The 25,291-nt window shown below is 43.1% G+C and carries 24 protein-coding genes and 1 other RNA gene; 10 read left to right on the forward strand and 15 right to left on the reverse strand.

Annotated elements, in window-relative coordinates; translation table 11 throughout:
• Positions 1-21: 21 nt before the first annotated feature.
• The 4 genes from fadD to EL144_RS08995 are packed head-to-tail and all read right to left on the reverse strand — an operon-like array spanning position 22 to position 5,014.
• A complete protein-coding gene (gene fadD, locus EL144_RS08980; protein ID WP_050332827.1) occupies positions 22-1,710 on the reverse strand; it encodes a long-chain-fatty-acid--CoA ligase FadD in 1,689 nt (562 codons plus the stop codon).
• A gap of 41 nt (positions 1,711-1,751) precedes the next feature.
• On the reverse strand, positions 1,752-2,309 hold the full coding sequence (locus EL144_RS08985) for a Slp family lipoprotein (RefSeq protein ID WP_005704101.1): 558 nt from the start codon (positions 2,307-2,309) through the stop codon (positions 1,752-1,754).
• 30 nt (positions 2,310-2,339) lie between these two features.
• Positions 2,340-3,062: a tRNA (adenosine(37)-N6)-threonylcarbamoyltransferase complex dimerization subunit type 1 TsaB gene (gene tsaB / locus EL144_RS08990; protein ID WP_005704100.1), complete on the reverse strand. Its 723-nt coding sequence runs from the start codon at positions 3,060-3,062 to the stop codon at positions 2,340-2,342.
• Between the two features lie 8 nt (positions 3,063-3,070).
• Positions 3,071-5,014 carry an ATP-dependent DNA helicase gene (locus EL144_RS08995; protein WP_080987872.1) on the reverse strand — a complete coding sequence of 648 codons (1,944 nt, stop codon included), beginning with the start codon at positions 5,012-5,014 and terminating at the stop codon, positions 3,071-3,073.
• Positions 5,015-5,074: 60 nt separating this feature from the next.
• Between EL144_RS08995 and EL144_RS09000 the strand changes: the two genes are divergently transcribed.
• Positions 5,075-5,899, forward strand: coding sequence for a D-hexose-6-phosphate mutarotase (locus EL144_RS09000; protein ID WP_050332825.1), 825 nt, complete (start codon positions 5,075-5,077; stop codon positions 5,897-5,899).
• A gap of 144 nt (positions 5,900-6,043) precedes the next feature.
• Here the strand turns inward: EL144_RS09000 and EL144_RS09005 are convergent, their stop codons facing one another.
• The 4 genes from EL144_RS09005 to EL144_RS09020 form a co-directional block, all read right to left on the reverse strand.
• On the reverse strand, positions 6,044-6,220 hold the full coding sequence (locus tag EL144_RS09005; protein WP_005704095.1) for a hypothetical protein: 177 nt from the start codon (positions 6,218-6,220) through the stop codon (positions 6,044-6,046).
• A gap of 81 nt (positions 6,221-6,301) precedes the next feature.
• Positions 6,302-7,819: an ABC transporter permease/substrate-binding protein gene (locus EL144_RS09010; RefSeq protein WP_032995229.1), complete on the reverse strand. Its 1,518-nt coding sequence runs from the start codon at positions 7,817-7,819 to the stop codon at positions 6,302-6,304.
• A gap of 101 nt (positions 7,820-7,920) precedes the next feature.
• Positions 7,921-8,745, reverse strand: coding sequence for an ABC transporter ATP-binding protein (locus EL144_RS09015; protein WP_005704093.1), 825 nt, complete (start codon positions 8,743-8,745; stop codon positions 7,921-7,923).
• A complete protein-coding gene (locus EL144_RS09020; RefSeq protein ID WP_005704092.1) occupies positions 8,735-9,595 on the reverse strand; it encodes an SDR family oxidoreductase in 861 nt (286 codons plus the stop codon). Before EL144_RS09020 ends, EL144_RS09015 begins: the two co-directional genes overlap by 11 nt.
• 530 nt (positions 9,596-10,125) lie before the next feature.
• Here EL144_RS09020 and EL144_RS09025 point away from each other — a divergent pair.
• From EL144_RS09025 to cydC, 4 genes are all read left to right on the forward strand, one after another.
• The gene (locus tag EL144_RS09025; RefSeq protein WP_005704091.1) at positions 10,126-10,983 is read left to right on the forward strand and encodes a co-chaperone YbbN; all 858 of its coding nucleotides are present in this window, start codon (positions 10,126-10,128) and stop codon (positions 10,981-10,983) included.
• Between the two features lie 55 nt (positions 10,984-11,038).
• Positions 11,039-11,989 (forward strand): thioredoxin-disulfide reductase, encoded by a 951-nt coding sequence (gene trxB, locus EL144_RS09030; RefSeq protein WP_005704090.1) that lies wholly within the window; start codon positions 11,039-11,041, stop codon positions 11,987-11,989.
• 98 nt (positions 11,990-12,087) lie between these two features.
• Positions 12,088-13,851, forward strand: coding sequence for a heme ABC transporter permease/ATP-binding protein CydD (cydD, locus tag EL144_RS09035; protein ID WP_005704088.1), 1,764 nt, complete (start codon positions 12,088-12,090; stop codon positions 13,849-13,851).
• Positions 13,851-15,584 carry a heme ABC transporter ATP-binding protein/permease CydC gene (cydC, locus tag EL144_RS09040; protein ID WP_050332824.1) on the forward strand — a complete coding sequence of 578 codons (1,734 nt, stop codon included), beginning with the start codon at positions 13,851-13,853 and terminating at the stop codon, positions 15,582-15,584. The genes cydD and cydC overlap by 1 nt, the downstream gene beginning before the upstream one ends.
• Before the next feature lie 28 nt (positions 15,585-15,612).
• On the opposite strand, the gene ffs is transcribed toward cydC, so the two are convergent.
• Positions 15,613-15,711: signal recognition particle sRNA small type (gene ffs, locus EL144_RS09045), an RNA gene on the reverse strand.
• Between the two features lie 135 nt (positions 15,712-15,846).
• On the opposite strand from ffs, the gene tesB reads away from it, so the two are divergent.
• On the forward strand, positions 15,847-16,713 hold the full coding sequence (gene tesB / locus EL144_RS09050; protein WP_005704085.1) for an acyl-CoA thioesterase II: 867 nt from the start codon (positions 15,847-15,849) through the stop codon (positions 16,711-16,713).
• A gap of 85 nt (positions 16,714-16,798) precedes the next feature.
• On the opposite strand, the gene EL144_RS11705 is transcribed toward tesB, so the two are convergent.
• From EL144_RS11705 to EL144_RS09060, 3 genes are all read right to left on the reverse strand, one after another.
• The gene (locus tag EL144_RS11705) at positions 16,799-16,927 is read right to left on the reverse strand and encodes a hypothetical protein (protein ID WP_089503482.1); all 129 of its coding nucleotides are present in this window, start codon (positions 16,925-16,927) and stop codon (positions 16,799-16,801) included.
• Positions 16,928-17,665, reverse strand: coding sequence for a lipopolysaccharide kinase InaA family protein (locus tag EL144_RS09055; RefSeq protein WP_005700805.1), 738 nt, complete (start codon positions 17,663-17,665; stop codon positions 16,928-16,930). It abuts the gene before it with no gap.
• 63 nt (positions 17,666-17,728) lie between these two features.
• Complete coding sequence (locus EL144_RS09060) at positions 17,729-18,355, reverse strand: hypothetical protein (protein WP_032995226.1); 627 nt, start codon at positions 18,353-18,355, stop codon at positions 17,729-17,731.
• Between the two features lie 85 nt (positions 18,356-18,440).
• Between EL144_RS09060 and EL144_RS09065 the strand changes: the two genes are divergently transcribed.
• Positions 18,441-19,025, forward strand: a complete 585-nt coding sequence (locus tag EL144_RS09065; RefSeq protein WP_005704082.1) for a DUF1439 domain-containing protein — start codon at positions 18,441-18,443, stop codon at positions 19,023-19,025.
• Positions 19,026-19,060: 35 nt separating this feature from the next.
• Here EL144_RS09065 and EL144_RS09070 read toward each other — a convergent pair whose 3' ends face one another.
• Genes EL144_RS09070 through EL144_RS09080 form a run of 3 tightly spaced genes read right to left on the reverse strand, consistent with a single transcriptional unit; the run spans position 19,061 to position 21,915 of the window.
• On the reverse strand, positions 19,061-19,945 hold the full coding sequence (locus EL144_RS09070; RefSeq protein ID WP_005704080.1) for a glycosyltransferase family 2 protein: 885 nt from the start codon (positions 19,943-19,945) through the stop codon (positions 19,061-19,063).
• Entirely contained in the window at positions 19,938-21,137 is a 1,200-nt protein-coding gene (locus tag EL144_RS09075; RefSeq protein WP_005704079.1) for a hypothetical protein, read from the reverse strand. Before EL144_RS09075 ends, EL144_RS09070 begins: the two co-directional genes overlap by 8 nt.
• Positions 21,138-21,144: 7 nt before the next feature.
• Positions 21,145-21,915: a glycosyltransferase family 25 protein gene (locus EL144_RS09080; RefSeq protein ID WP_005704078.1), complete on the reverse strand. Its 771-nt coding sequence runs from the start codon at positions 21,913-21,915 to the stop codon at positions 21,145-21,147.
• A gap of 137 nt (positions 21,916-22,052) precedes the next feature.
• Here EL144_RS09080 and EL144_RS09085 point away from each other — a divergent pair, with 137 nt between their 5' ends.
• Genes EL144_RS09085 through EL144_RS09095 form a run of 3 tightly spaced genes read left to right on the forward strand, consistent with a single transcriptional unit; the run spans position 22,053 to position 25,275 of the window.
• Positions 22,053-23,576 (forward strand): MATE family efflux transporter, encoded by a 1,524-nt coding sequence (locus EL144_RS09085; RefSeq protein ID WP_005704077.1) that lies wholly within the window; start codon positions 22,053-22,055, stop codon positions 23,574-23,576.
• A complete protein-coding gene (locus tag EL144_RS09090) occupies positions 23,573-24,532 on the forward strand; it encodes a polysaccharide pyruvyl transferase family protein (RefSeq protein WP_005704076.1) in 960 nt (319 codons plus the stop codon). The genes EL144_RS09085 and EL144_RS09090 overlap by 4 nt, the downstream gene beginning before the upstream one ends.
• Complete coding sequence (locus EL144_RS09095) at positions 24,532-25,275, forward strand: YdcF family protein (protein ID WP_005704075.1); 744 nt, start codon at positions 24,532-24,534, stop codon at positions 25,273-25,275. The genes EL144_RS09090 and EL144_RS09095 overlap by 1 nt, the downstream gene beginning before the upstream one ends.
• Positions 25,276-25,291: the final 16 nt, after the last annotated feature.

The following is a 25,291-nucleotide window of genomic DNA, read 5'->3' on the forward strand; positions in this document are numbered from 1 at the left end:
ATTGATTGATAAAATTAATGACTAATTCGCCGGGCGCTTAGCCAATTCTTCGTCACGCAATACGCGGCGTAAAATCTTACCTACATTGCTCTTTGGCAACTCTTCGCGAAATTCGATATCTTTCGGAATTTTGTAACCGGTTAAATGTTGACGGCAATGTTGACGCAACTCGTCGCGGGTCAGGCTTTCGTCTTTTTTCACCACAAAAATCTTAATGGTTTCACCCGAGACTTCATTTGGTACACCAATAGCTACCACTTCGGAGACCTTATAGTTGAGCATTACCACATCTTCGATTTCGTTCGGATATACGTTAAAACCGGACACCAAAATCATGTCTTTTTTACGATCCACAATGCGCAAGCTGTAACTTTCATCCATAACGACAATATCACCGGTCGCCATCCAACCATCCTTGAGTACTTCAGCGGTAGCTTCTGGGCGTTGCCAGTACCCCTGCATGACTTGCTCACCTTTTACCCACAACTCCCCTGCTTCGCCGATTGCAGCTTCACTACCGTCTTCTTTGATAATTTTAATATCCGTATTCGGTACAGGTACACCGATACTGCCGTTGTGTTTCACTACATTGACCGGGCAAGCGGCAATCAGCGGAGAACATTCCGTCATACCATAACCTTCAATAATGTTACAACCGGTAATTTCATGCCAACGGGTTGCCACCGCTTGTTGAATCGCCATGCCACCACCTACGGAAAGTTTTAACGAAGAAAAATTAACTTCTTTAAAATTCTCGTTGTTTAACAACGCATTGAATAACGTATTCACACCCGTAATGGCAACGAAAGGATATTTTTTCAGTTCTTTAACAAACCCCGGAATATCACGCGGATTGGTGATTAATACGGCAGTTATTCCCAACTCGACAAACAATAAACAGTTCACTGTTAGCGCAAAAACGTGATACAGCGGTAGTGCTAAAATCGCCAAGCGTTCACGGTGGCGATCGCCTACGAAAGGATAAGCAATCCACTTAGATTGGAATACGTTCACAATAATATTGCCGTGAGACAGCATAGCGCCTTTTGCCACGCCCGTCGTGCCGCCGGTGTATTGCAGAAACGCCAAATTATCCCGTTCTATTTGCGGACGTACATATTGGCGATATTTACCGACACTCAACACTTCACGAAATGTCACCGCATTCGGCAGCTTGTATTTCGGCACCAATTTCTTAACGTATTTCACCACGAAATTTACCAATGTGCGTTTACCAAAAGAGAGTTGGTCGCCCATACGGGTTAAAATCACGTGTTTCACATCTGTGTTGAACACCACTTTTTCTAACGTAGAAGCAAAATTAGAGACCACCACAATAGCTTTGGCACCACTGTCTTGGAGTTGGTGTTCCAACTCGCGCGGTGTATAAAGCGGGTTTACATTCACCACCACGAGACCTGCGCGTAAAATACCAAATAACGCAATAGGATATTGCAACAAATTCGGCATCATTAATGCCACGCGCTCACCACGTTCCAGCTTCAATTCATTCTGCAAATACGCCGCAAAGGCACGGCTACGCTCTTCCAACTTACGAAAAGTCAGCACTTTACCCATATTGATATAAGCCGCGCGGTCCGGATGCTCACGCACCGCTTTATCAAACATATCTAAAATGGAATCGTATTCCGATGTATTTAATTCATGCTCAGAACCTTCAGGGTAATTTTTAAGCCAAGGTTTTTCCATTAATGTTCCTTAGTATTGTTTCTATTTTTATGGTGTTGAAATTAGTATAAATTGTAACGAACACGGGGTTCAGCCCAGAAAAAGCGGGAGGAAAATCCCCAACCATAAGGACGGAACGGACCGTAATCATAAAAATCATCCGGATCGTAATAATATTCCTTCACTAATTTCCAAATACGATATTGATCGGCCTGCACTACGGGATAGCTATATTCTGCTTGATCAATGTTGCCCGTTTCTTTGCCTTTTAACACGCCTGCTACCGTGACATATTGATCTTTCAAATTTTCCGGTTCAACAAAGCCGTTTAAATAGGCAATAAACCGCCCATCGCTATGACTATCCACAATAGGTTTGGCGGAAAAATACGCCACCGTTTGATTTAACACTTCGATTTTGGTTTGATTTTTTAACGCCGTAGCAGAAATCACCTTGCCGCCTAAACGCACTTTCTTACATTGACAATCATAATCTTGTAACTGTACGCTTTTTAAATTCAACGCATCAAACCGTTTGGGTTCGAACCCTTGTGGTGCAGAGACACAACCGACCAAACCCAAAGAAAGTGCGGTCAGAATTAGCCATGTTTTTTTACGCATTTTAATTCTCCTCTAAAAGATAATTAAAACTTATTCTCGTCCGGGTAATTTTTTCCAAGTGACTTCATTACGCAAGTAAATCGGCTCAATGTCTAACGGGCTAATAACCTGCCCGGCAAACCATTGCGGCAAGACCAAATCCAACATATATAATGCGGAAGGCAAGGTAATATTGGTGGTTTTGCCTAAATTGGCCTCCGCCAATTGCGGATATGCTGCCCAACCGGTACCGACTAAAACTGCGCCGGAATGTTCCTGCCGTGCGAGTTGTTCCAACACATTTTGCGGGTTGCAAACCTGTTCTTCAATCACAGGTTGCCAGTGTAAAAACGTGCCAAAATCCGACCGCACTTTTTGTGCCTGCCATTGAGCGAAATAGACTTCATTCATGCGGGCATCAATGGCGCTTAACACGGTTTCCGCCTGATATTGCACATAAGCGGCTTGCGCCATGGCGGCTAAATTGGAAATAGGAATCACCGGTAAATTAGCACCGAATGCCAAACCTTGCGCAATGCCCGCACCAATTCGCACCCCGGTAAAACTGCCCGGCCCACGCCCAAATGCCAAGGCATCAACTTGATTAAGTGTAATCCCTGCCTGAGCCAAAACGTGATCTACCATAGGCAGAATATGTTTCGTGTGTTCGCGTTGGGCAAGTTGTTCCAAATGGATTTTTTCTCCACCGTGTAACAAAGCAACCGAACAAGCTTCAGTTGCTGTATCTAACGCTAACAATGTGACGTTTTTCATTATTTCTTCTATTCTTCTCTATTAGTCTCTGTAAGGAATTGTACCACTTTGTTAAGGTCTCGCGTACGTTTAAAATGCGGCAAACTACGCAAAAAAGTTTCGCCGTAAGGCCGCATCACCAAACGATTATCACAAATAATCACCACGCCGCGATCAGTGACATCCCGAATCAAGCGTCCGACACCTTGTTTTAAGGTAATCACCGCCTCCGGAATTTGAATATCATTAAACGGATCACCACCCTGCAAACGGCAATCTTCAATACGTGCTTTAAGCAGGGGTTCATCCGGCGCCGTAAATGGCAATTTATCAATAATCACCAACGACAATGCGTCACCTCTGACATCCACGCCTTCCCAAAAACTGGAAGTAGCAACCAGCACGCTATGGGGCTGAGAGACAAATTGCTCAAGTAAAGTTGCCTTTGCCGTTTCGCCCTGTAACAAAATCGACAAATCGCTATTTTCACGGAAAAACTCCGCCAGGCTACGCATCATGGCATAGGATGTACAAAGCACGAAACAGCGACCTTGATTCGCTTCAATAATCGGCAACAACATCTCACCCAGCTGACGAAAGGTGTTGCTGTGATTGGTTGCCGGCAAGTAACGTGGCACACAAAGCAAGGATTGCTCGGCATAATTAAACGGGCTTGGCAGAATTTTTTGTTCCGCATGCTGAATGCCTAAGCGCTGACAAAAGTGCTCAAACGTGCCGCCGACTTCCAACGTAGCGGAGGTAAAAATCCACGCGCATTTTTGTTTTGCCATTTGCTCACCGAATTTATCCGCCACAGTGAGCGGCGTGATATGCAATCCAAATTGGCGACCAATACATTCATACCAATAACAATATCCCGTAATTTCTGTTTCCAACAGGCGTTTTAACAAGCCTTGAAATCCTGCAATGCGTTCAAAAATACTGTCCAGCGTTTGAGAACGTCCTAAACCGAGCTTAATAACTTCAGCGGTGAAATTGAGTTTTTCCAGTAAAAAATCGTAGGCTTTTTTGACCGCACTTTGCTGCAACATTTCACGCCAATTACCTCGCGTATTGCCTTCTCCCAACAACAAGCGAAAATCCTGTACGATTTTTTGTAACTGATCGGAAGTCACACCAAGTTGCGCCATGTCTTTCACTTCCGTGCGGTAAGTAATCTGAATATCTTTGCATAAATCAAAAAGTTGGCGGGAGGTGATAGATTGCCCGAAATATTGACTGGCAATATCCGGCAATTGATGTGCTTCGTCAAAAACAATAACTTCCGCATTAGGAATCAGCTCGCCAAAGCCGTTTTCTTTCACAGCCATGTCGGCAAAAAATAAATGATGATTCACCACCACCAAATCGGCATTCAAGGCTTTTTTGCGCGCCAACGCCACATAGCAATCGGCATAATTGGGACAATCACTCCCCAGACAGCTTTCAGCAGTACTGGTGAGTTGTGGCAGAATCGGGCTATCTTCGGCAAGTTCGGTACATTCGGACAAATCGCCGCTTTTGGTGCTATTACGCCATTTTCGTACTTTGGATAAATCATGCAGCACACTGCGATCGCCCAATACGCCTTGCGCAATCACCTGCTCCAAACGTTCTAAACACAAATAATTAACACGCCCTTTAAGCAAGGCAATTTTGCCGCTATAGCCAAGGGCTTTTTGAATGGCGGGTAAATCCCGATTGAAAAGCTGAGCCTGTAGATTTTTTGACCCGGTGGAAATAATGGTTTTCTTCTTCGCCAATAACGCCGGCGCCAAATAAGCAAAAGTTTTTCCCGTGCCCGTTCCGGCTTCCACCACCAACGGACTGCTATGCTCAATGGCTTTTCCAACGGCAGTCGCCATTTCGCGCTGTTCTTCGCGCGGACGAAATCCCTTTATGTGTTGACTTAGCTCACCATCAATAGAAAAAACCTTGCTAATTTGTTTCTTATACGCCATTATTTTTTTCATCAAATCAAAAGTCGGCACAGTATAGCAGATTTCCTTTTTTTCTAAATCCACGAGGTCTAAATGACAGTAAATATCCAACTCCAACAGCAAATCACGCCGGAACTTAGCCTTTATGCCTACAACGACATTCCCGTACTGCATTTACAACACGCCTTCGGTTCGGCAAAAATTGCCTTGCAAGGCGCACATTTATTCAGCTGGCAACCGACACAATGCCAACAAGATGTACTGTGGCTTAGCGAAATTGAACCTTTTGAAACAGGCACGGCCATTCGTGGCGGCGTTCCTATTTGCTATCCGTGGTTTGGCAATGCCGGCACGCCGGCGCACGGTTTCGCCCGCACCAGCCTTTGGCAATTAAGCGATTATGAGATTCGCACCGACAAAGTGCGGTTAGTTTTTTCCCTGTTTTCTGCATTGAATATCGTGTTGGCCAAAGTGGAAATACAATTTAGCGAACAATGCGAATTACGTTTTACCCATTATGGCGATTCGACGATGAAAAACGTACAAGTGGCTTTACACAGTTATTTCAATGTCGCTGACATCAACCGTACACAAATCGCCAACCTCCCGACAGAATGCTTTAATTCATTGAGTCAATCGCAGGAAATCGTGCCTTCACCACGCGCCATTCGCGAAAACGTTGACTGCATTTATACCGCCCCTCAACAACCAACCGAGGTTCACGACATAGGCAACCACCGCATAATTACCATCGAACACCTGAATGCCGGTAATGTGGTGCTATGGAACCCATGGCATAAAACCACCAGCAATATGGCGGAAAATGGTTATCAAACCATGGTATGCGTAGAAACAGCCCGAATTGATGAATATCTTCAAACGGGAGAAACGGTGGCAGTGAGATTGAGCGTGAAATAGCTCAAAGAGCGGTCAGATTTTCAGATGTTTTTACAAACTAATTCTAAAATCTGATCGCTTGAGATCTTGGCAAAATCTGATATTAATAGCTATTGATAGCGCACGCTTCCTAGCGTGCGCTTATATTTTAGGAAAAGGCACAGGTTAGGAAACGTGCACCATCGTGGGCGATTTCCCTTCACGCGTGAAAATCTCAGAATGGTTGATGCCGAAGCCTTTGATTTTTACCAGTGACCAATCCTCTTTGATATCAGGTGTTGGCACGTCTTGATAAATTAGTTGTTCCGGGCCGCCGGCTTGGTAGATTTTTACGGCTTTCATAACGTTTTCCTAAGAAGTTATTTTTATTGGGAGAGAGCTTGCAGGCTGCTTCTGATGCTTTCAGGTAGCCTGCTACCAATTTCACTTTCCTAACAACCCATTTTTCTCTAAATAATCCCGAGCCACGTTTTCCGCGCTTTCACCTTGCACTTTTACGCGGTAGTTCATCTCGCTCATTTCTTCTTCGCTAATTTTTCCCGCCAGTCGGTTAAGTGCGGTCACAATTTGAGGATTTTTTTCGGCAAATTCCACTTTCATCAATGGTGCGCCTTGATAGGCGGGGAACAGGGAAATATCATCTTTCAGTAGGCGCAATTGATATTGTTTCAACTCAGCATCGGTAGAAAAGGCTTCCACTAGGTCGATTTTGTCATTCAGCAGCGCTGTATAGCGCAGGGCGGGCTCTAGGCTAACAATATGTTTTAGCGTAATACCGGCAGCCTGCATGCCTTTGTAGCCGTCCGCCCGGTCGGTAAACTCCAGTGAGAAACCTGCCCGAATATCGGGCGCAGCCTGCTTCAAGTCGCTGATAGCATTCAGTTGGTGCGCCGCGCCGTAACTTTCTTTGACCGCCAACGCGTAAGTGTTCTGATAAGACATCGGTGGTAGAAACCCCAGCTGATATTGTTCCGCCAATAATTGTTTGCCCCGTTGATAGGTTTCATCTGGCGACAGATGGTGGTTTTTCTGTTCAGTTGGCACTTGTACTAAGGCTTCTAGCACGGTGCCGGTGAATTCAGGGTAAATGTCGATTTCACCACTATTCAGTGCGTTAAACAGGAAAGTGGTTTTGCCGAAATTAGGTTTGACTGTAACCTTGATATTCGGATTTTCACGTTCAATCAATAACTTATACATGTTAATCAGAATATCAGGCTCGCTGCCCATTTTGCCGGCAATCACTACGTTTTTTGTGGCAGGCGTAAATGAAATCTGCGACAGGCCGAGTGCGCCAAAGCCCACAGCCAATGCAAGAATAATCGGCAGCTTGCGCCGCGATTTTTGCAACAGGCCAATGATGCCGCTCACGCCGACCGCCAGCAGCGCGGAGAGCAATGCGCCGGTAAACGTCATCGTCATGTTGTTTCGGTCGATACCGAGCAAAATCAGGTTGCCCAAACCGCCTGCACCGATTAACGCCGCCAGTGTTGCCGTGCCAACAATCAGCACTGCCGCTGTGCGGATGCCCGAAATCATGGCAGGCAGTGCCATCGGCAGTTCAATCCGCCACAATGATTGCCAACGCGATAGCCCGAATGCGGTGTACGCATCTTGAATCGATTGGTCGATTTGGGTCAGCCCCAAATAGGTATTTTGAAAAATCGGCAACAGCGCGTATAGCGTGAGCGCAATCAAGACGGGCGGCGAACCAATGCCGACAAACGGAATCAGCAAACCCAGCAGCGCCAAAGACGGAATGGTTTGCAATATATTGGTGAACTGCAATACCGCTTCCGCTGCCCACTGTCTGCGCGCAAACAACACGGCGGCAGGCACTGCAATTGCCACTGCCGCGAGCAAAGCCAGTCCGGAAAGCCATAAATGCGTAAGCAGCATTTGCCAGAGTTCTGTTAGGGTAACGTTTAGGGATGAGAACATAGTTTTAAATTTTATGGTTAGTATGTTGAATAATAGATGTTTATGTTTGCTTTACAGCAAGGTGTTAGCGCCTTGAAAGAGGTTTCAGACGGCCTTCACCATCATAACACTGTCCTTCTCACAGCTTCCTGCCCCTGTTTATCCAACCGTAAGAATTGGTTGATGATGCGTTCGGCATCGGGTGCGTCGGCGGTGGAAAACAGCGATTGCACATAATCATTTGCCGGCTGCTTTTTGATTTCTTCCGGTGTGCCGATTTGTACCAGTTTGCCGTTATGCATTACACCGATACGGCATGCAAGTTTGGCGGCTTCCTGCATATCGTGGGTAACGAAAACGATAGTGGTGCCAAATTTTTGGTGAATCATGGCAATTTGGTCTTGCAGCACGGTGCGCACCAGCGGGTCGAGCGCGGAAAACGGTTCGTCCATCAGCAGTACTTGGGGTTTGGCGGCAATGGCGCGCAAAATGCCGATGCGCTGCTGTTCACCGCCGGAAAGTTCATGCGGATAGCGGTCGCGGTAGTGCGCAGGGTCAAGTTCCACCAACTCCAATAATTCATTCACACGCGTTTTGCGTTCGGCTTTCGGCCACCCCAGTACGTCTGGCATGAGTTCGATGTTTTCCGCCACAGTCATAGTGGGGAACAGGGCGATTTGCTGCAATACGTAACCGATTTGGTGGCGGAGCTGGCGGATGTCGTAGTCTTTAATGCGTTTGCCGTGCAGATAAACGTTGCCATCGGTCGGTTCAATTAGCGCGTTAATCATGCGTAAAGTGGTGGATTTTCCGCTACCCGAACCGCCCACCAACACGAAAAATTCACCCTGATAAATGGTCAAGTCCAAATCGCGCACAGCATATTTGCCATCATATTGCTTGCCTGCGCCACGAAATTCGATAAAGGGAACAAGATTATTTTGCATATTGTGCCTTTACTACATCTTCAAAATTAAGCGGTGCGTGTCCCAATAACTGCGGCAGGTCGTCTGAAATGGCAGCAAGTTCGCCTTTGGCAATGGCGGTGTAGGTGGAAACCCAGGCTTCAATCTGCCAATCGGGCGTGTCAGGGTACGCGGCTTTGCGGCTGGCGAAGGCTTCTTCTAGGGTTTCATTGTGGTAGTGGTGCGGTTTGCCGGTGATTTCGGTTAAGACGGCAGCTATTTCAGCAAAACTTAATGATTGGAAACCTGTCAACGTGTAGGTCTGATTGTCGTGGCGGTGGTTGCCGCATGCGATGTCGGCAATGACGTTTGCTGCCGCTTGGGCGACATCGCGCTGCGAAACGCAAGCAACGCGTCCGTCGTTGGCTGGGCCTGCGATGATGCCGTCTGCGTTGGCAATCGTTGCCATCATCTCGCTGTAAAAATTGTCGCGCAGCAAGGTGTAACGCATATTCGTTTGCCGGATTGCATTTTCAGTAACCGCATGAGTGCGCGCCAGCGTGAAGGTGCTGTCCAACGCCGCCTGTGCAAAAGAGAGATAGACCATGTGTTTCACACCCGCTTCCGAAGCAGCCTGCACCAAAGTCAAATGCTCTTGTTCGCGCGTCGGGCTTTCGGCGGCGGCCACCATAAACAGCACGTCCACCCCATTTAACGCCTGCTTAGCAAGCTCCAAATCGCCATAGGCAAACCGCCGCGCCTCGCAGTTCGGCAGATCGGGAGCTTTGGCGGGGTTGCGCAGCGGCAGAATAAGCGGCAGGCCGCGTGTGCTGAGGTGTCGGGCGACCATGCCGCCGATGTTACCGCTGGAACCGGTGATGGCGATGTTCATGAGAAACTCCTTGGGGAACTGTGTAGATATAGGATAAGGGTAGCTGAAAAAGTGGCTTTAGGGTAGTAGGAAGTTTGCATTCAGGCAAAACAACACTCAATTGGCCATATTTTCTATCAATGGTGTAGCATCACCGAAAAGTAACACCGCCAACCCCATATCGGCACAGACCTATTCTCGTGCCTCCAACGAGGAATCATGACCATATGAGGGCATTTCCTGTCGTTGATTAAAATAAAAAAATATTCGACATTTATCATGAATTTTGCACTGGGATAGACCGCGGTAGAACCGTTTTTTAATAAAGAGCGGTCAAATTTCAAAGCATTTTTGCAAATTTCTTTCAAAATCTACCCGCTTGGCTATCTCTTAAATTCCTTTTTCAAATTTCCTTCAAGTATTATTTTTACTGAAATTCATACTACTGTTGCCGAAAACGCATCTACTCTATTCTCGAAAAACACTAAAAAATCCCACCGCACTTTGCTATAATGCGCCCCGTTTCATTTCATCAAAAATAAGAGATAGCCATGACCGATTTTCCTTATATCCGTGACCTAAACGAACACAATCTCAACGAGATCCTCCAGCTTTCACAAGCATCTCCTCTCGTTATCACCTTTTATGCGCCAAGCCATGCAGATTCTGTGGCGTTTGTGAAGACCTTGGAAGATTATGCCAACCAATATCAAGGGCAATTTGTATTAGCGAAGGTGGATTGTGAAAAAGAACAAATGGTGGCGGCACAATTCCTTATTCAAGCCTTGCCGACCACTTATTTATTCAAAGAAGGTCAAGCGTTAGACGCGTTTCAAGGGGCGTTGGAGCAGGCTACGTTGCAACAACGTTTGAGTGTTATTTTACCGAAAGAGGAAGAAATTAAATTCAATCAGGCGTTGGATTTGTTGCAGGTGGAAAACTATGAACAGGCGTTGCCATTGCTAAAAGAGGCATGGGAATTATCGAATCAAAAAAATAGCGATATTGCCCTGCTCTATGCGGAAACTTATATCGCCATGAAGAAAACCGAACCGGCACAGCAGATTTTGAACAAGATCCCGCTACAAGATCGCGATAGCCGTTGGCAAGGCTTACAGGCTCAAATTGAGTTGTTAATTAAAGCCGCCGACACCCCTGAAGTTCAGCAATTACAAGAAGAATTTGCCAAACAACCAAGCCATGATTTGGCGCTGAAACTGGCGTTACAATTACACCAAGCCAACCGCAACGAAGAAGCCTTGGAGTTATTGTTTAACATTTTACGACAAGATTTGGGCGCGGAAGACGGCAAAATTAAGCAGGAATTTTTATCTATTTTAGCTGCTATCGGCACAAATGATCCGCTAACCAATAAGTTTCGCCGATTGCTCTATTCATTGTTGTACTAAAAAGAAATCTTTTATAATAGCGGGTACGTTTTTTCAATTTATATAAGGATGTTTTATGTCAGATATTAAATATACTAAACTATTAATTTTGGGTTCAGGCCCGGCAGGTTATACTGCTGCGATTTATGCGGCACGTGCCAATTTAAATCCTGTATTGGTGACCGGCTTACAACAAGGTGGTCAATTAACCACCACGACAGAAATCGAAAACTGGCCGGGTGATTTTGGGGAAACAACCGGCCCGGAATTAGTGCAAAGAATGTTGCAGCACGCAGAAAAATTCGAAACGGAAATCGTGTTTGATCACATCAACCGTGTTGATTTATCTTCCCGTCCATTCAAACTTTATGGTGACGCTCAAACTTTTAGTTGCGACGCCTTAATTATTGCGACTGGCGCTTCCGCCCGTTATTTGGGCTTGCCTTCCGAAGAAAACTACAAAGGTCGTGGTGTTTCTGCCTGTGCAACTTGCGACGGTTTCTTCTATCGCAATAAACCGGTTGCCGTAGTGGGCGGTGGCAATGCTGCAGTGGAAGAAGCGTTATATTTGGCTAACATTGCCGGTGAAGTACATTTAATCCACCGCCGTGACAGCTTCCGTGCAGAAAAAATCTTGATCGACCGTTTATACAAAAAAGTGGAAGAAGGAAAAATCATTCTGCATACCAACCGCACTTTAGATGAAGTATTGGGCGATGACATGGGCGTGACTGGCGTTCGTTTGCGAGATGTTCAATCCGGCGCCAAAGAAGACGTGGTATTAGACGGCATATTTATCGCTATCGGTCATGCACCGAATACGGAAATTTTCCAAGGCCAACTGGAATTAAATAACGGCTATATTGTAGTAAAATCCGGTTTAGAGGGCAATGCGACCGCCACATCTGTAGAAGGCGTATTTGCTGCAGGTGATGTGATGGATCACAATTATCGCCAAGCCATCACATCTGCCGGTACTGGTTGCATGGCCGCGTTAGATGCCGAACGTTTCTTGGATACTCAGTAATAATTATGGGTAGAATTTCCCCAATAACTCATTATGTAAAAGAGGTGGGCTAAAGCCCACCTTACGTTTTTTTATACATTACTAAAAAACCGTCACTTATGGATAAATCCCGTCAAAAATATTTACAACAATGGCTACGGAAACAGCAAAAGCCGATTAAAAAATATTTAAATCTAAACATCCTACTCGCTTCTATTTCTTCCGTGATTTTAGTGGCGCAAACCTATTTACTGGCTTCGTTATTGCATAAATTAATTATGCTAAACGAAGCCGCGGCCGATCTTATACCTTATTTTATCGGGTTAGTTATCAGTTTTGTCTTGCGTGCATTTATCTTATGGCTGCGTGAAAAAATCGGCTTTAAGTGCGGTCAATTATTACGAAATATTATTCGCCAACAAATTTTAGATAAAATTCACCGAGTCGGCCCGGCCACCATCAATAATAAACCTGCCGGCAGTTGGGCAAGTATTATGTTGGAACAGGTAGAAAACTTACATAATTTCTATGCCCGTTATTTGCCACAACAAGCGCTTTCCGCCATTGTGCCGATAATTATTTTAATTGCCGTCTTTTCACTTAACTGGGCAGCCGGTTTGATTTTAATGGGCACAGCGCCATTAATTCCAGTTTTTATGATTTTAGTGGGTAAAGCGGCAGCAGATAGCAGTCAAAAAAATATGGCCACGCTTGCCCGTTTAAGTGGCCAATTTTTGGATCGTCTGCGCGGTTTAGAAACCTTGAGATTATTTGACCGCACTTCAGAGCAAACCCGTCACATTGAAGAAAGCACAGAGGACTTCCGCGAAACCACCATGGATGTGCTAAAAATGGCGTTTCTCTCCTCTGCCGTGTTGGAATTTTTTACGTCTATTTCCATCGCGCTTATGGCTGTGTATTTCGGTTTCAGCTATTTAGGCCAAATTGAGTTTGGTACTTACGGTACGCCAATTACCCTTTTTATCAGTTTCTTCTGTCTCATTCTTGCACCGGAGTTTTATCAACCATTGCGTGATCTTGGCACCTATTATCACGACCGTGCGGCAGGTATCGGCGCCGCGGATGCCATTGTGGATTTCTTGGAAGACGATTATTTAATCGCGCAAGGTGAAAAGAAAACCTCATTTGAGGCGCAAAGTGCGGTGGAAATTTCCGCTAAAAATGTGGTGGTGTTATCACCGCATGGCAAGCCGTTGACAGAGGCATTAAATTTCCATATTCCCGCTCATAGCCATGTAGCTGTTGTCGGCCAAAGCGGTGCGGGTAAAACGTCGTTGGTCAATACTATTTTGGGCTTTTTACCCTATCAAGGCAGCTTAACCATTAACGGCCAGGAACTGCGTGAGTTAGATTTAATGCAATGGCGCAAACACATCGCGTGGGTTGGGCAAAACCCACTGTTGTTACAAGGCTCCATTAAAGAAAACTTGCTATTAGGTGACATCCAAGCCACTGAACAAGAAATCGATCAGGCCTTAAGTTTGGCACAAGCGAAAGAGTTTACCGATCGTTTGGGCTTGGAGGCAGAAATTAAGGAAGGCGGCATTGGCGTGTCCGTGGGACAAGCCCAACGTTTAGCGGTGGCTCGCGCGTTGTTGCGCAAAGGTCACTTATTACTGTTAGATGAACCGACTGCGAGCCTTGACGCGCAATCGGAAAATTTAGTGTTACAAGCACTACAAACGATCAGCCAACAACAAACGACCTTGATGATTACCCATCGTATTGAAGATTTAAAACAATGCGACAATATTTTAGTTATGCAACAAGGGCAAATCATTCAACAAGGGCATTTCGAGCAATTACAACATGAAGGTTTCTTTGCCGAATTGTTAGCACAACGACAACAGGACATTAACTAATGCGTGCTTTACTTCCTTTTATTCGCTTATTCAAATTTGCTAAATGGCCATTGTTCTTGGGCGGGCTGTTAATGATCTTGGGCTTGGCTTCCAGTATCGGCTTGTTAACACTTTCCGGCTGGTTCTTGGCCGCTACCGCCATTGCGGGCTTTGGCACATTATTTAACTTTTTCTACCCTTCCGCCAGCGTACGCGGATTAGCCATCAGTCGCACGGTTGCCCGTTATTTTGAGAAAGTTGTCACCCATGACGCCACCTTCCGTGTATTGGCGAAATTGCGCGTGCAAGTATTTAGCAAAATCATTCCGCTTAGCCCGGCTGTATTAAATCGCTATCGCAACAGTGATTTATTAAACCGTTTGGTTGCCGACGTTGACACCCTAGACAGCCTGTATTTACGCCTTGTCGCCCCATTTATCAGCGCCATTGTCGTGATTTTGATGATGACGATCGGCTTGAGTTTTATCAATGTGCCATTGGCGTTATTCATCGGTGGAACCTTATTGATTTTATTATTGGTGATCCCGATCATTTTTTACCGTTTAGGCACAAAATTCGGTGCAAAATTAACGCAATCCCGTGCCACCTATCGCACACAATTTGTCGAATTTATCCAGGCTCAGGCGGAATTATTGCTATTTAACAGCGAAGCCAAAGTTAAAGAAAAATTGCAACAAACCGAACAACAATGGCAAGCCTATCAACAACGGGAAGCAAATTTATCCGGATTTTCCACCGCACTTTTATTGCTTGCCAACGGTTTAGTGCTCTCCATTACCCTTTGGGCCGCTTCTCAGGCAGATTTAGGCAACGATGAATACCGCGCCGCCTTTATCGGTTTATTTACTTTTGCTGCCCTTGCGGCATTTGAAATTCTGATGCCTATTGGTGCGGCATTTTTACACATAGGACAAGTTATCGCGTCAGCTGAACGGGTCAGCGACATTATTGAGCAACAACCCTTAGTTAAATTTTCCGGTACGGAGCGAGTTGAATTCAACACCGCACAACCGTTGTTAAGCGTGCAAAATCTCGATTTTCATTATCCGCAACGAAGCAATCCGGCATTAATCGAATTGAATTTAACTATTCAAACAGGACAAAAAATCGCCATTTTAGGTAAAACCGGTAGCGGAAAATCCACTTTATTACAACTCTTGGTTCGTAATTATGACGCTGACCAAGGACGGATTGTCTTAGCCGGTAAAGAGATTCAACGTTACAGTGAACAAAGTTTACGTCAACAATTCTGTTTCTTAACTCAACGGGTACACGTATTTAGTGACAGCCTGCGCAACAACCTGCAAATTGCTACTCATACGCCAATCAGCGATGAGAAAATGATGGCGATTTTGCAACAAGTGGGGTTAGAAAAACTATTGCAGCAAGAACAAGGCTTGGATTTATGGCTGGGTGACGGCGGTCGTCCGTTATCCGGCGGCGAACAACGCCGTTTGGGTTTGGCACGTATTCTATTAAATGACGCCCCGATTTTATTGTTAGATGAACCGACAGAAGGTTTGGATCGCGAAACAGAGCGAAAAATGCTACAAGCTATTTTGGCACACAGCGCCAATAAAACTCTGATTATGGTGACACACCGATTAACGGCGATTGAACAGTTTGATCACTTGGTGATTATCGATAATGCCAAACTTATTGAACAAGGGACTTATCAAGACTTGGTGAATAAAGAAAACGGCTTTTTCAAACAACTCACACAGCGAATTTAGGCAATTTGATAGGGTTGGAGAGGTGGAAACCTTTCCAGCTTGATCTCGGCACACGAAAATTCTGACTTTGGCTGCTTTCTTCCGAACCTGACCGGGTAAATCAGACATCATTGCGAGGAACCGAAAAGGTTTCCATTGAATTAGCTAATGGAATAACCGACTAGCTAAGGGCTCGCATTATGCAATAAGCACTTCTGAATTGCAAATTTTATCACCGAATTCCTTCAGAACTGCCTGAACTTTAAACAAATAAGGAAAAACCATGAACGCATTAACCCAATTAATCGACTTATTAAAATTGGAAAAAATTGACGATTTATTATTCCGTGGTAAAAGCCAAGATCTCGGTTTTCGTCAAGTGTTTGGCGGTCAGGTCGTGGCACAAGCGCTTTCTGCTGCCATTCAAGTCGCACCGGAGGATCGTATTTTGCACTCTTGCCACGCCTATTTTTTATCACCGGGCGACAGCCAATATGCCATTATTTACGATGTAGAAATCTTGCGTGAAGGCCGAAACTTCACGGCTATGCGGGTAAAAGCCATTCAGCATAAATCGCCGATTTGCCACATCACCGCCTCCTTCCAAACACAGGAACAGGGCTTTGAACACCAAAGCGATATGCCACAAGTGGAAGGACCTGATGACTTGATGTCGGAAAGCTCAGTAATTCAACAAATGGCTCAAACGATTCCGGAAGCCGTGCGTGATAAATTTACTGCCGAGCGTCCTTTCGACATTCGCACGAAATATTTAAATAACCCTTTCCATGGACATAAACTACCACCACAACAATTTTCATGGGTTCGGACTAATGGCGAAGCACCGACGGATTACCGCATTCAACAATGTCTGCTTGCCTACTTCTCAGATTTTCATTGTATTTTGACCGCACTTCACCCGCATGAAAAAGGTTTTTTGCAAAAAGGCATGAAAGTCGCCACCATTGACCATTCCATTTGGTTCCATCGTCCTTTTAATATGAACGACTGGCTACTCTATGCCATCGAAAGCAATAACGCCTACGCAGCGCGTGGCTTAGCTCGCGGTCAGTTCTTCTCAGAAGACGGTAAACTCATTGCTACCACTCAGCAAGAAGGATTAATTCGTTATCAGGCGGAAGAAAAATAAAAAAATAGAAAGAAAAGTGACCGCACTTTTCCCTCTAAAAAATAACAAAAAAATTCCCGATAAATTTACTTATCGGGAATTTTTTCTAAAATCGCACGCCGGTTCCTACTCCAAAGCCAACCCCAACGCCATTTGATCCGCCGCTGGCACCTACGCCGACAGAACAAGCCGTCACACTTAAACCAATAAATAACGCAAGAATGAATGTTTTCATTTATTTTCCTTTTTTGACTAAATCAACATTTTTAAATAAACGATAAATGCCGATTAAATCTTTTTTCGCAATGTATTTAAACGGTAACAACAAATAATAAATAAACCGATAATGACAAACCGTATGCATCATATCATCCCATTCTTGGGGATCACAATATGCCTGATATTTCCGCATTACATTACAAATTAATTCATCAGATAGATGTTGCTCACGGCATAAATTATAAATAAATAATAACAAATCTCGGGCTTTTTGCTCATTCAGACTATGTTTTTCCGCATTCACTTCAAAATCAATAAATAATACATTGCCGTCTTTCCACAAAATATCGCGAATTGCCGGACGGCCATGTACTAAACCACGGCGGTGTAAATCAGCCAATGCCTTTGCCGCATCACATAAAATCCGTTGCTTGGTTTGGTTATCAATATTACGACTGACCCAATATGCCACATTATGGCCACCGTCTTCTAGCACTAGATAATCTTCACCAAACATCATCAATTTCGGCACAGGCGCCTGACGCTCGGCAAAATGCTGTAAACTATGAATTTCATTTAGAAAAGATTGTTTGGGATGGGGCTTTAATAAACGCCACACACCACGTAGCTGCTCAGGCTGTTTTAGCCAATAAGCCTGTTTTTGATAAGTAAAATGATAGACACGCTCCCCTTTGTGTTCGGCCAACAACTGCCAAACATACTCTTTAAACGCGCTCCGTGCTGAGTCCGACATGAATATTCCCATAAACGCAAAGTGCGGTTAATTTTAACCGCACTTTTAGCGCAACGATACAAATTACTTCTTAATTAAACTTAATTTGGCGACACGTTCTCCCGCTAACTGGCAATCCATTTTATAGAATTGATTACCGTTTAAACGTACATCCGCTGTTAAACGAGAATCGCTATTTGCCGCATTGGCAGAACTACGAAACACTCGTTTAGTTTGAGCCACTTGCTGAATTTTGGTAATACATAAATAGTTCAATTTTGCATCACTACCGGTTTTTACATTAGATGCCCCTTTGTCTGCACTATTCGGCCCAAGCATTTTCTGCAACTTAGCCGCTTCAGCGACTAAAGCCTCTTGCTGATGATTTTGCCCACTAATTTGATAAACCTCTCGGTTATTTTGAATTACAAAGACCTTGCCACCTTTATAAAAGAACAATTTATTATCAGTACCATTGCTAACTTTAATTAATTCCGGTTGTCCATTTAAGTAAGCAATATATTGGGTGTTATTGTGGATATATTCAAAACTTGGTAGCGCTTCGGCTTTTTTAATTAGCGCCTGAATATCGGTGTTGCCTGCGGTAACAACAGCAGCAGGACTTTGTGAACTGTCGGTAGTCAATGAACCACAGGCTGATAATAATAAAACCGATGAGCATAATGCTATTTTAGTGATATATTTATGCATAAATAACTCCTATTTGATCAAAGTGCGGTCTAGTTTAACCGTTTTTTTGCGATTTTTAAACCTCAATCTATTTGGAGAATCAAGCATGTTTCAACGTTTAAAAGGTCAATTTTTCACGCTTTTTGCGACGTTTTTTCTCACATTCACCCTATCCTCTTCCGCCTTCGCATTAGCCATCGGAGAAACTGAAATTAACCAATTATTAGCCCGCAACAATAATTACCAAAGCAACTATGGCATTCCTGGTATTGCCAGCGTAGATTACAAGCTACATGACTTTAGCGCAAAAATCGGACAAACCGCAGAAAAACGCCTAGAACTCAGCGGTATTGTTGACGGCTTATTTAAGCTGCCAAACAATCAATTTCCCGCTAAATTAAACCTAACCTTCGACACCGTGCCTTATTACGATCCTCAAAAAGGTGCCATTTATTTAAGAGATATTCGCATACTCAACTGGTCCGGCTCTCCGCAGCAATATATGGATCAAGTGCAAAGCTTAGTTCCCTTACTCACAACCAGCGTAGCAAATTATTTAAGCAGTACCCCAATCTACACGTTAGATGAGCGCAACTCACGAGACGCTATGATCAAAAAAATCGCCAAAGGCATCCGGATTGAACAAGGTCGCTTGGAAGTAGATACGCTTGAGAATGCATTTGGGAATTAGATGATGGCATGGGCGGAATAAAGCCGCCCATATACTTACGAAATAAATCGTTTCACATTAATTGCTAATTTCGGGGTGATTAAAACTACCAAAGCGATGATTAGCTGCTTAATACTTTTCGTTAATTTAAAAATCTCAAAATAGTAAAAAGCCGCTTTACGGGATAAATTCATAATATGTGGGTAAGCCAACATATATTGTGCGTTAATAGCAAAATTCTTTTCTTGCTCTACCGTTTTCACATAATTTTCACGGATATAATCAATCGCTTTTTGCGTATTGGTTGTATCGGTTGACACGCTAGAACGCTTGGTATGGAATGTGCAATAGGTCAATGGTTCTGCCACTTTATATGGCTTAAATGTGGGTTCCAGCACGAGTTTTAATAAGAAATCATAGTCTTCCAATGAACGAAGTGCGGTGGATAATCCGCCTATTTTTAAAAACAGATCTTTTTTCACCCCAATCATCGGCATGCCGCCGATTTTATTCGCCAGTAAAATTCTATCTACACTAATTTCTTGCGGCTCAATTGGAGTTGTTACATAGGTAAAACCTTCATTCACCATTTTGCATTTTGCCGGATGGTAAACAAAGTTAACATCAGCATGCTCGGCAATCACATCTGCCAATTTTTGACATTTATCATTTGCAAAACGATCGTCATCATCAAGGAATAACAACCATTCATTATCGGCATTTCTTACGCCGATATTACGGCTTTCCGCTGCCCCTTGATTAGTTTCATTACGAATGACTTTAACTGGAAATGGATACGATTGCGTGACTTTAACAGGTTCTTTCGAGCAATCATCCACAATCACCACATCAAAATTATAGGCGGTCTGCTTGGTTAAACTTTCCAATAACGCAGGAATTTCTTCTTTTCGATTATAAGAAGGCACGATGATACTAAACATCTTTCGGCTCCTTTTGTTTAAATAAAATAAGCTGTTTACCGTGAGTGCCAAAAAGCGATAAGAACATCAACATCACAAACATAATGCCAGGGAAAGCAAAGGTGTCTGCTTTGATGTTACAAAATGCCAAAATCACAAAGGCAGAAAGGATAAATTTCCAGCTGCCATCAAACCAATTTAAGGCGACTTTGCGCACAAAATAGAATGTCACGGCAAAACACACTAAGGCATAAGATACGCCACCATAAAGAATCTGACGTAAGAAACCGGAATCCGTATGACCATAATAACGGCCTACTTCTAACTGCCCTGTCATATACATGCCATCGCCATAAATAAACTGTTTAAGCGTTGGCATGAACAGGTGGTTTTTCATCAAAGTATCGGTTGAAGAACTCGCAAAACCTGCACCGTGTAATAAATTGATCACCGGTTCTAAAGCATGTGCCACATAAGGATTCTCGGGTAAAAAATACGCCAATAACAATACGAGAACCGCAAATGCAATCAGTGACGGCAAATAACGCCATTTGAAATACACTAAAATGCTCACAACGGATAACAGAAGGAATGTACGTCCTGAAATTAATCCGATACATAGCATAAAAAACACTAAAATACTTGGAAGTGTATTATGTTTAGCGTTGTAAGCCAGTAAGAAATGCAACAGCATTAAATAGAATAAACTCAGTTGGAAAAAGGCGGTTGCGGTGATGTTATATAAGCGATATTCCTGCTCTGAACCATAAAAACGTGTAGGTAACACCGCATTGGTCGAAAGCAAGAAATCGATCATAAATGATGCGCCGAGCAAGCCAATGATGCCCACTGCAAATTGCACCACAACACCAATTTGCAAATCTCTCACAACTCGTTGTTGTCCGTTTGCATTGGAATAAAACGCATTATACAGTCCCACGCCTAAGAGGAATAAAATCAATTCTTTCACATACATGGTGATAACAGAAAGATCTTTTGTGCCATTAAGCAATAACGGAATCACACTGAAAACGATCAATCCGCCTAAAACAGCAAGACTGTCTAAAGGCAAAATGATGCCTTGCGGTTTCTGCTTTTTAATGTACTGATAAGCCAAAACAACCAGTGCTGCCAAGCCCGCGACAAAGGACATTCGCACGACATGAAACAACCAAGGATCGTAAAGATAAAAAAGGTTAAAAAGTGCGGTCATTTTTACGTTATTTTCCTAAATTCTTTTTCACCGCTAAGATTTTTTTGAACGGATATTTAATTAATTTCTTCACTAAATTATTGGATTTTGAACCGCGAATCGCTTCTAAATTACTCACTAACTGTGGATTTTCAATAGCCACAAGCGGGCGAACCACGTTGTTATTAATCTGAAATTGCGTTTCAAATAGCAAGAAATCATCGGCAAGCCAAAACGGTTTTTCGTTTTCTAACACCGTTAAAAATGCACGGGCAGCCGATTTTTTAATTAAATACGCCACCGTACCGGCAAAGTAACTTTTATATGGATAAGCCACAGTGACATCGCCAAATGTTTTGCGTAAAAACGAGAAAGTTGTCGGATAATTAATTTCTAATTCCACATCATTAAATTCCGCAATTTTTGATTGACCGATTAACACGATATCCGCATCACACTTTTCAGTTAAAAGTGCGGTCGTTTTTGGGGATAAATTCGCATTAAATAGCGCATCATCTTCACAGACTAAAGCATATTCATTTTCCGTCACATTTTGATCTTCTACAATCTGACAATAAACTGCCAAATGACTTAATGTACAGCCAATCTCGCCTTTTGTGACGTTGCGTCCATAATGCTGTTCAAACTTCGTTGGGTTGAACACTTCTGCCAACTCATCCCATTCTTTTTGCATGGTATTAATGGCCGAAAACACAGTAAAATCTGCGGTATCGGGTTGAGCAAAAAACAGCTCACGACGCTGAACATCTTTATCTAGTGAAATCAAATATTTATTCATAATTATCTCAATTAAAACCTATTTTCTGTTTGATTATGCTAAGGGGAAATAGTTGCATAAAAGATTGCCGATTATACTAAAGAAAACTATAATCCCCCACCTATTTTACGGTAAAAACACAAACTCAATGTCTCACCATGTCCAATAAAACCATTGCTAAAAATACGCTGTTTCTTTACATCCGCATGCTCTTCAACATGGGCGCGATGCTTTATATTTCGCGTGTTGTGTTGCGCGTATTGGGCGTAGAAGACTTTGGGATTTATAACATCGTTATGGGCGTGGTAATTTTATTTTCCTTCTTTAATGGCACCATGACGGCCACCTCCCAACGATTCATTAATGTAGAAAAAGCATCAAACGATATAAGCCGTGTCAATAAAGTCTTTAACATAAGTATTATCAATCACTTATTTATCATGTTGGTCGTGGTCATTTTGGCAGAAACCGTTGGGCTTTGGTTTCTCAACCATAAACTCATCATCCCGGCCAACCGTATGCAAGCGGCCAATATCGTTTATCAAGTTGCCCTCATTATTGCCCTCATTGAAATCATTAAAGTGCCGTTTAACGCCATGATTGTGGCTCATGAAAAGATGTCATTTTATGCTTGGTTGGGCTTAGCGGAAACCGCACTAAAACTGAGCGCCATTTTCATTTTGATGCAGCTTGAACATTACGACAAACTCATTTCTTACAGTTTATTATTACTGTGCGTCAGTATAGCGGTATTTAGTCTTTATTTCCGATTTACCCGCAAAGCATTTCATGCCGAAACCCGTTTTCACCTACAAAAAGACTTTACCAAAACTAAAGAAATGATGAGCTTTTCCGGCTGGATGTTGGTGGGACAATTGGCCTATGTCGGTTCTACGCAAGGCTTAAATATGGTAACCAACCTATTCTTTGGCGTTGCCGCTAATGCAGCTGTGGGAATTGCGACCCAAGTAGATACCGCCGTGTATAGTTTTGTGAATAATTTCCAAGTGGCATTTAACCCACAGTTAGTACAATCCTATGCTGCGAAAGATTACGATCGCAACAAAAAACTGATTTTAGGCACATCAAAATATTCCTTCTATTTAATTGCCATTTTATCTGCACCAGTACTGTATTTTAGTCACACATTACTAACATTATGGTTGGGCGATCATGTACCAATGTATGCCGAAAAATTAGTACAGGCTACCATTGTCTGTTCCTTAATCAGTGCCATGGCAGGTTCTTTTTGGATGACGGCATTGGCTATCGGCACAAATAGCATTAAACAATACAATATCGTATTGGCCGTCATCGATCTTTGTACCGTGCCGCTTGCCTATTATTTATTCACGCTTGGCTATAACCCCGTATATGCTTTTATTGGGAAATTCGGCATCATGGTCATTATGCAAATTTATCGTTTGTATTTTATTAACAAAAAAATCAAATTTAATCGCAAAGAATTTGCCTCATACTTAGTGAATATCAGCATCATTTTCGCCTTATTGCTGGGCTTAATTTACTTATCGGACACACAACATACCTATTCATTTTGGACGTTTGTGGGTGAAGCCGTCCTTTTAGAAACCATTTTAATTTCGGTCATTTTATTTGTGGGATTAAACAAAGCCGAAAAAGATTTTTTATTTAGCTATTTAAAGAAAAGAGTGATGAGATGAATCAACAACTTATTGATTTAAAGAATAAACTTTCTCCCATTGCAGGCTTAATCGAAGATAAAAATGATGTTTTTTATCTAGATTACCCGCTGCATTTAAACGTGGGTGATTTATTGATTTATCATGGAACGGAGCAGTTTTTTGTCGATCACGGCATTAACGTTACTTTAAAACGTAGCGAATTCGACATGGATCTTACGGAAATAAAACGTAAAATCACGCCAAATACGACCATTTTATTGCACGGTGGAGGTAATTTTGGTGATCTTTATCCACAGCATCAAAATTTACGGGAAACGATTGTACAGACATTTCCGAATAATCGGGTGATTGTGTTGCCACAAACCCTTTATTATAAAAACCAAGAAACGTTGGAAAAATCTGCCGCACTTTTCATGCAGCATAACGATTGTCATCTATTGGCGAGGGATGAAAGAACCGCCAACGTCTTTGAAAAATTTTCTCCGCACGTTTATTTATCCCCTGACATGGCACATGAATTGTACGGCACGTTACCGACAAAAAATACCAAAATGGAACAATCTCTTTATTTCTTACGCAAAGATATTGAAGCCAGCGATATTGAGAAAAATATCACGGCGCAATTACCCGTCGGTAGCCATATTAAAGATTGGGACGACATTTTATCCGGCCGGGATGACATCGTACTAGCGATAAGCTGGCGTTTAGCAAAATTTGCCAATCGTAACAATATCTGTTGGCTAAAAGATGTTGTGCATCAATTCTGGAAAAGCTACACCTTACGCATTGTGAAGCGAGTGGCAAAAAACTTCCTAAGCTATGACAAAATTACGACTACCCGCTTACACGGCCACATTTTTTCCTGCCTGTTGGAAATCCCAAACGTCGTATGTGATAACGCCTACGGCAAAAATACCGGCTACGCAAATTTGTGGACCAAAGCAATGGATTTTGTGGAGTTTTATAAAGCATGATGTTCGAACTTAAAAAACTGCTCACCGCCATGATGTTACCGCCATTTAATGTGTTAATTTTATGGCTGTTATCCCTTTTCTTTTCTCTATTTAAATGCAAAGTCTTCAGCCGCCTTTGTGCTTTTTTAGGAATAGCCATTTTGTACGTTGTAAGTATTCCTTACACCGCGCAAACGCTAAAGGACAGTTTAATCACAGAGGATCATTTAACCTTAAATGACTACAGACAAGCACAGGCCATTGTGTTGCTTGGCGGTGGCGTGCGTGATAGTAAAGAACTCTATGCGCCTCTCGCCTCTTCTGCTGTTCAATTGGAACGGTTACGTTATGCCGCTTATTTACAAAAAGAAACCCAATTGCCGCTGCTAATCAGTGGTATTAGCCCAACGGGTGCTTCTGAAGCCAAGGTATCGATGCAAGAATTACAAGATTTCTTTAATGTGCCAACGCAATGGTTGGAAGAAAAATCCTTAACCACCAAAGAAAATGCGCTGTTTACCCGTCAACTTCTGGAAAAAGAAGGCATTAATAAAATTATTTTGGTCACCAACGAGTGGCATATGCAACGGGCAAAATTATTATTTGAAGAACAAGGATTTCAAGTATTGCCGGCAAGCGTCGGTGAAGGTCTTACACCGACAGAATATAAACTCAACATGATGCATTTTATTCCTCAAGCCGGCGCCATGACGAAAAATATGCAATTGCTAAAAGAATGGCTAGGTTACTTAAAAGAGAAGTAATTCCCCGGTGTTTATT

This window comes from Aggregatibacter aphrophilus ATCC 33389 (assembly GCF_900636915.1).
Classification (GTDB): Bacteria; Pseudomonadota; Gammaproteobacteria; order Enterobacterales; family Pasteurellaceae; genus Aggregatibacter; species Aggregatibacter aphrophilus.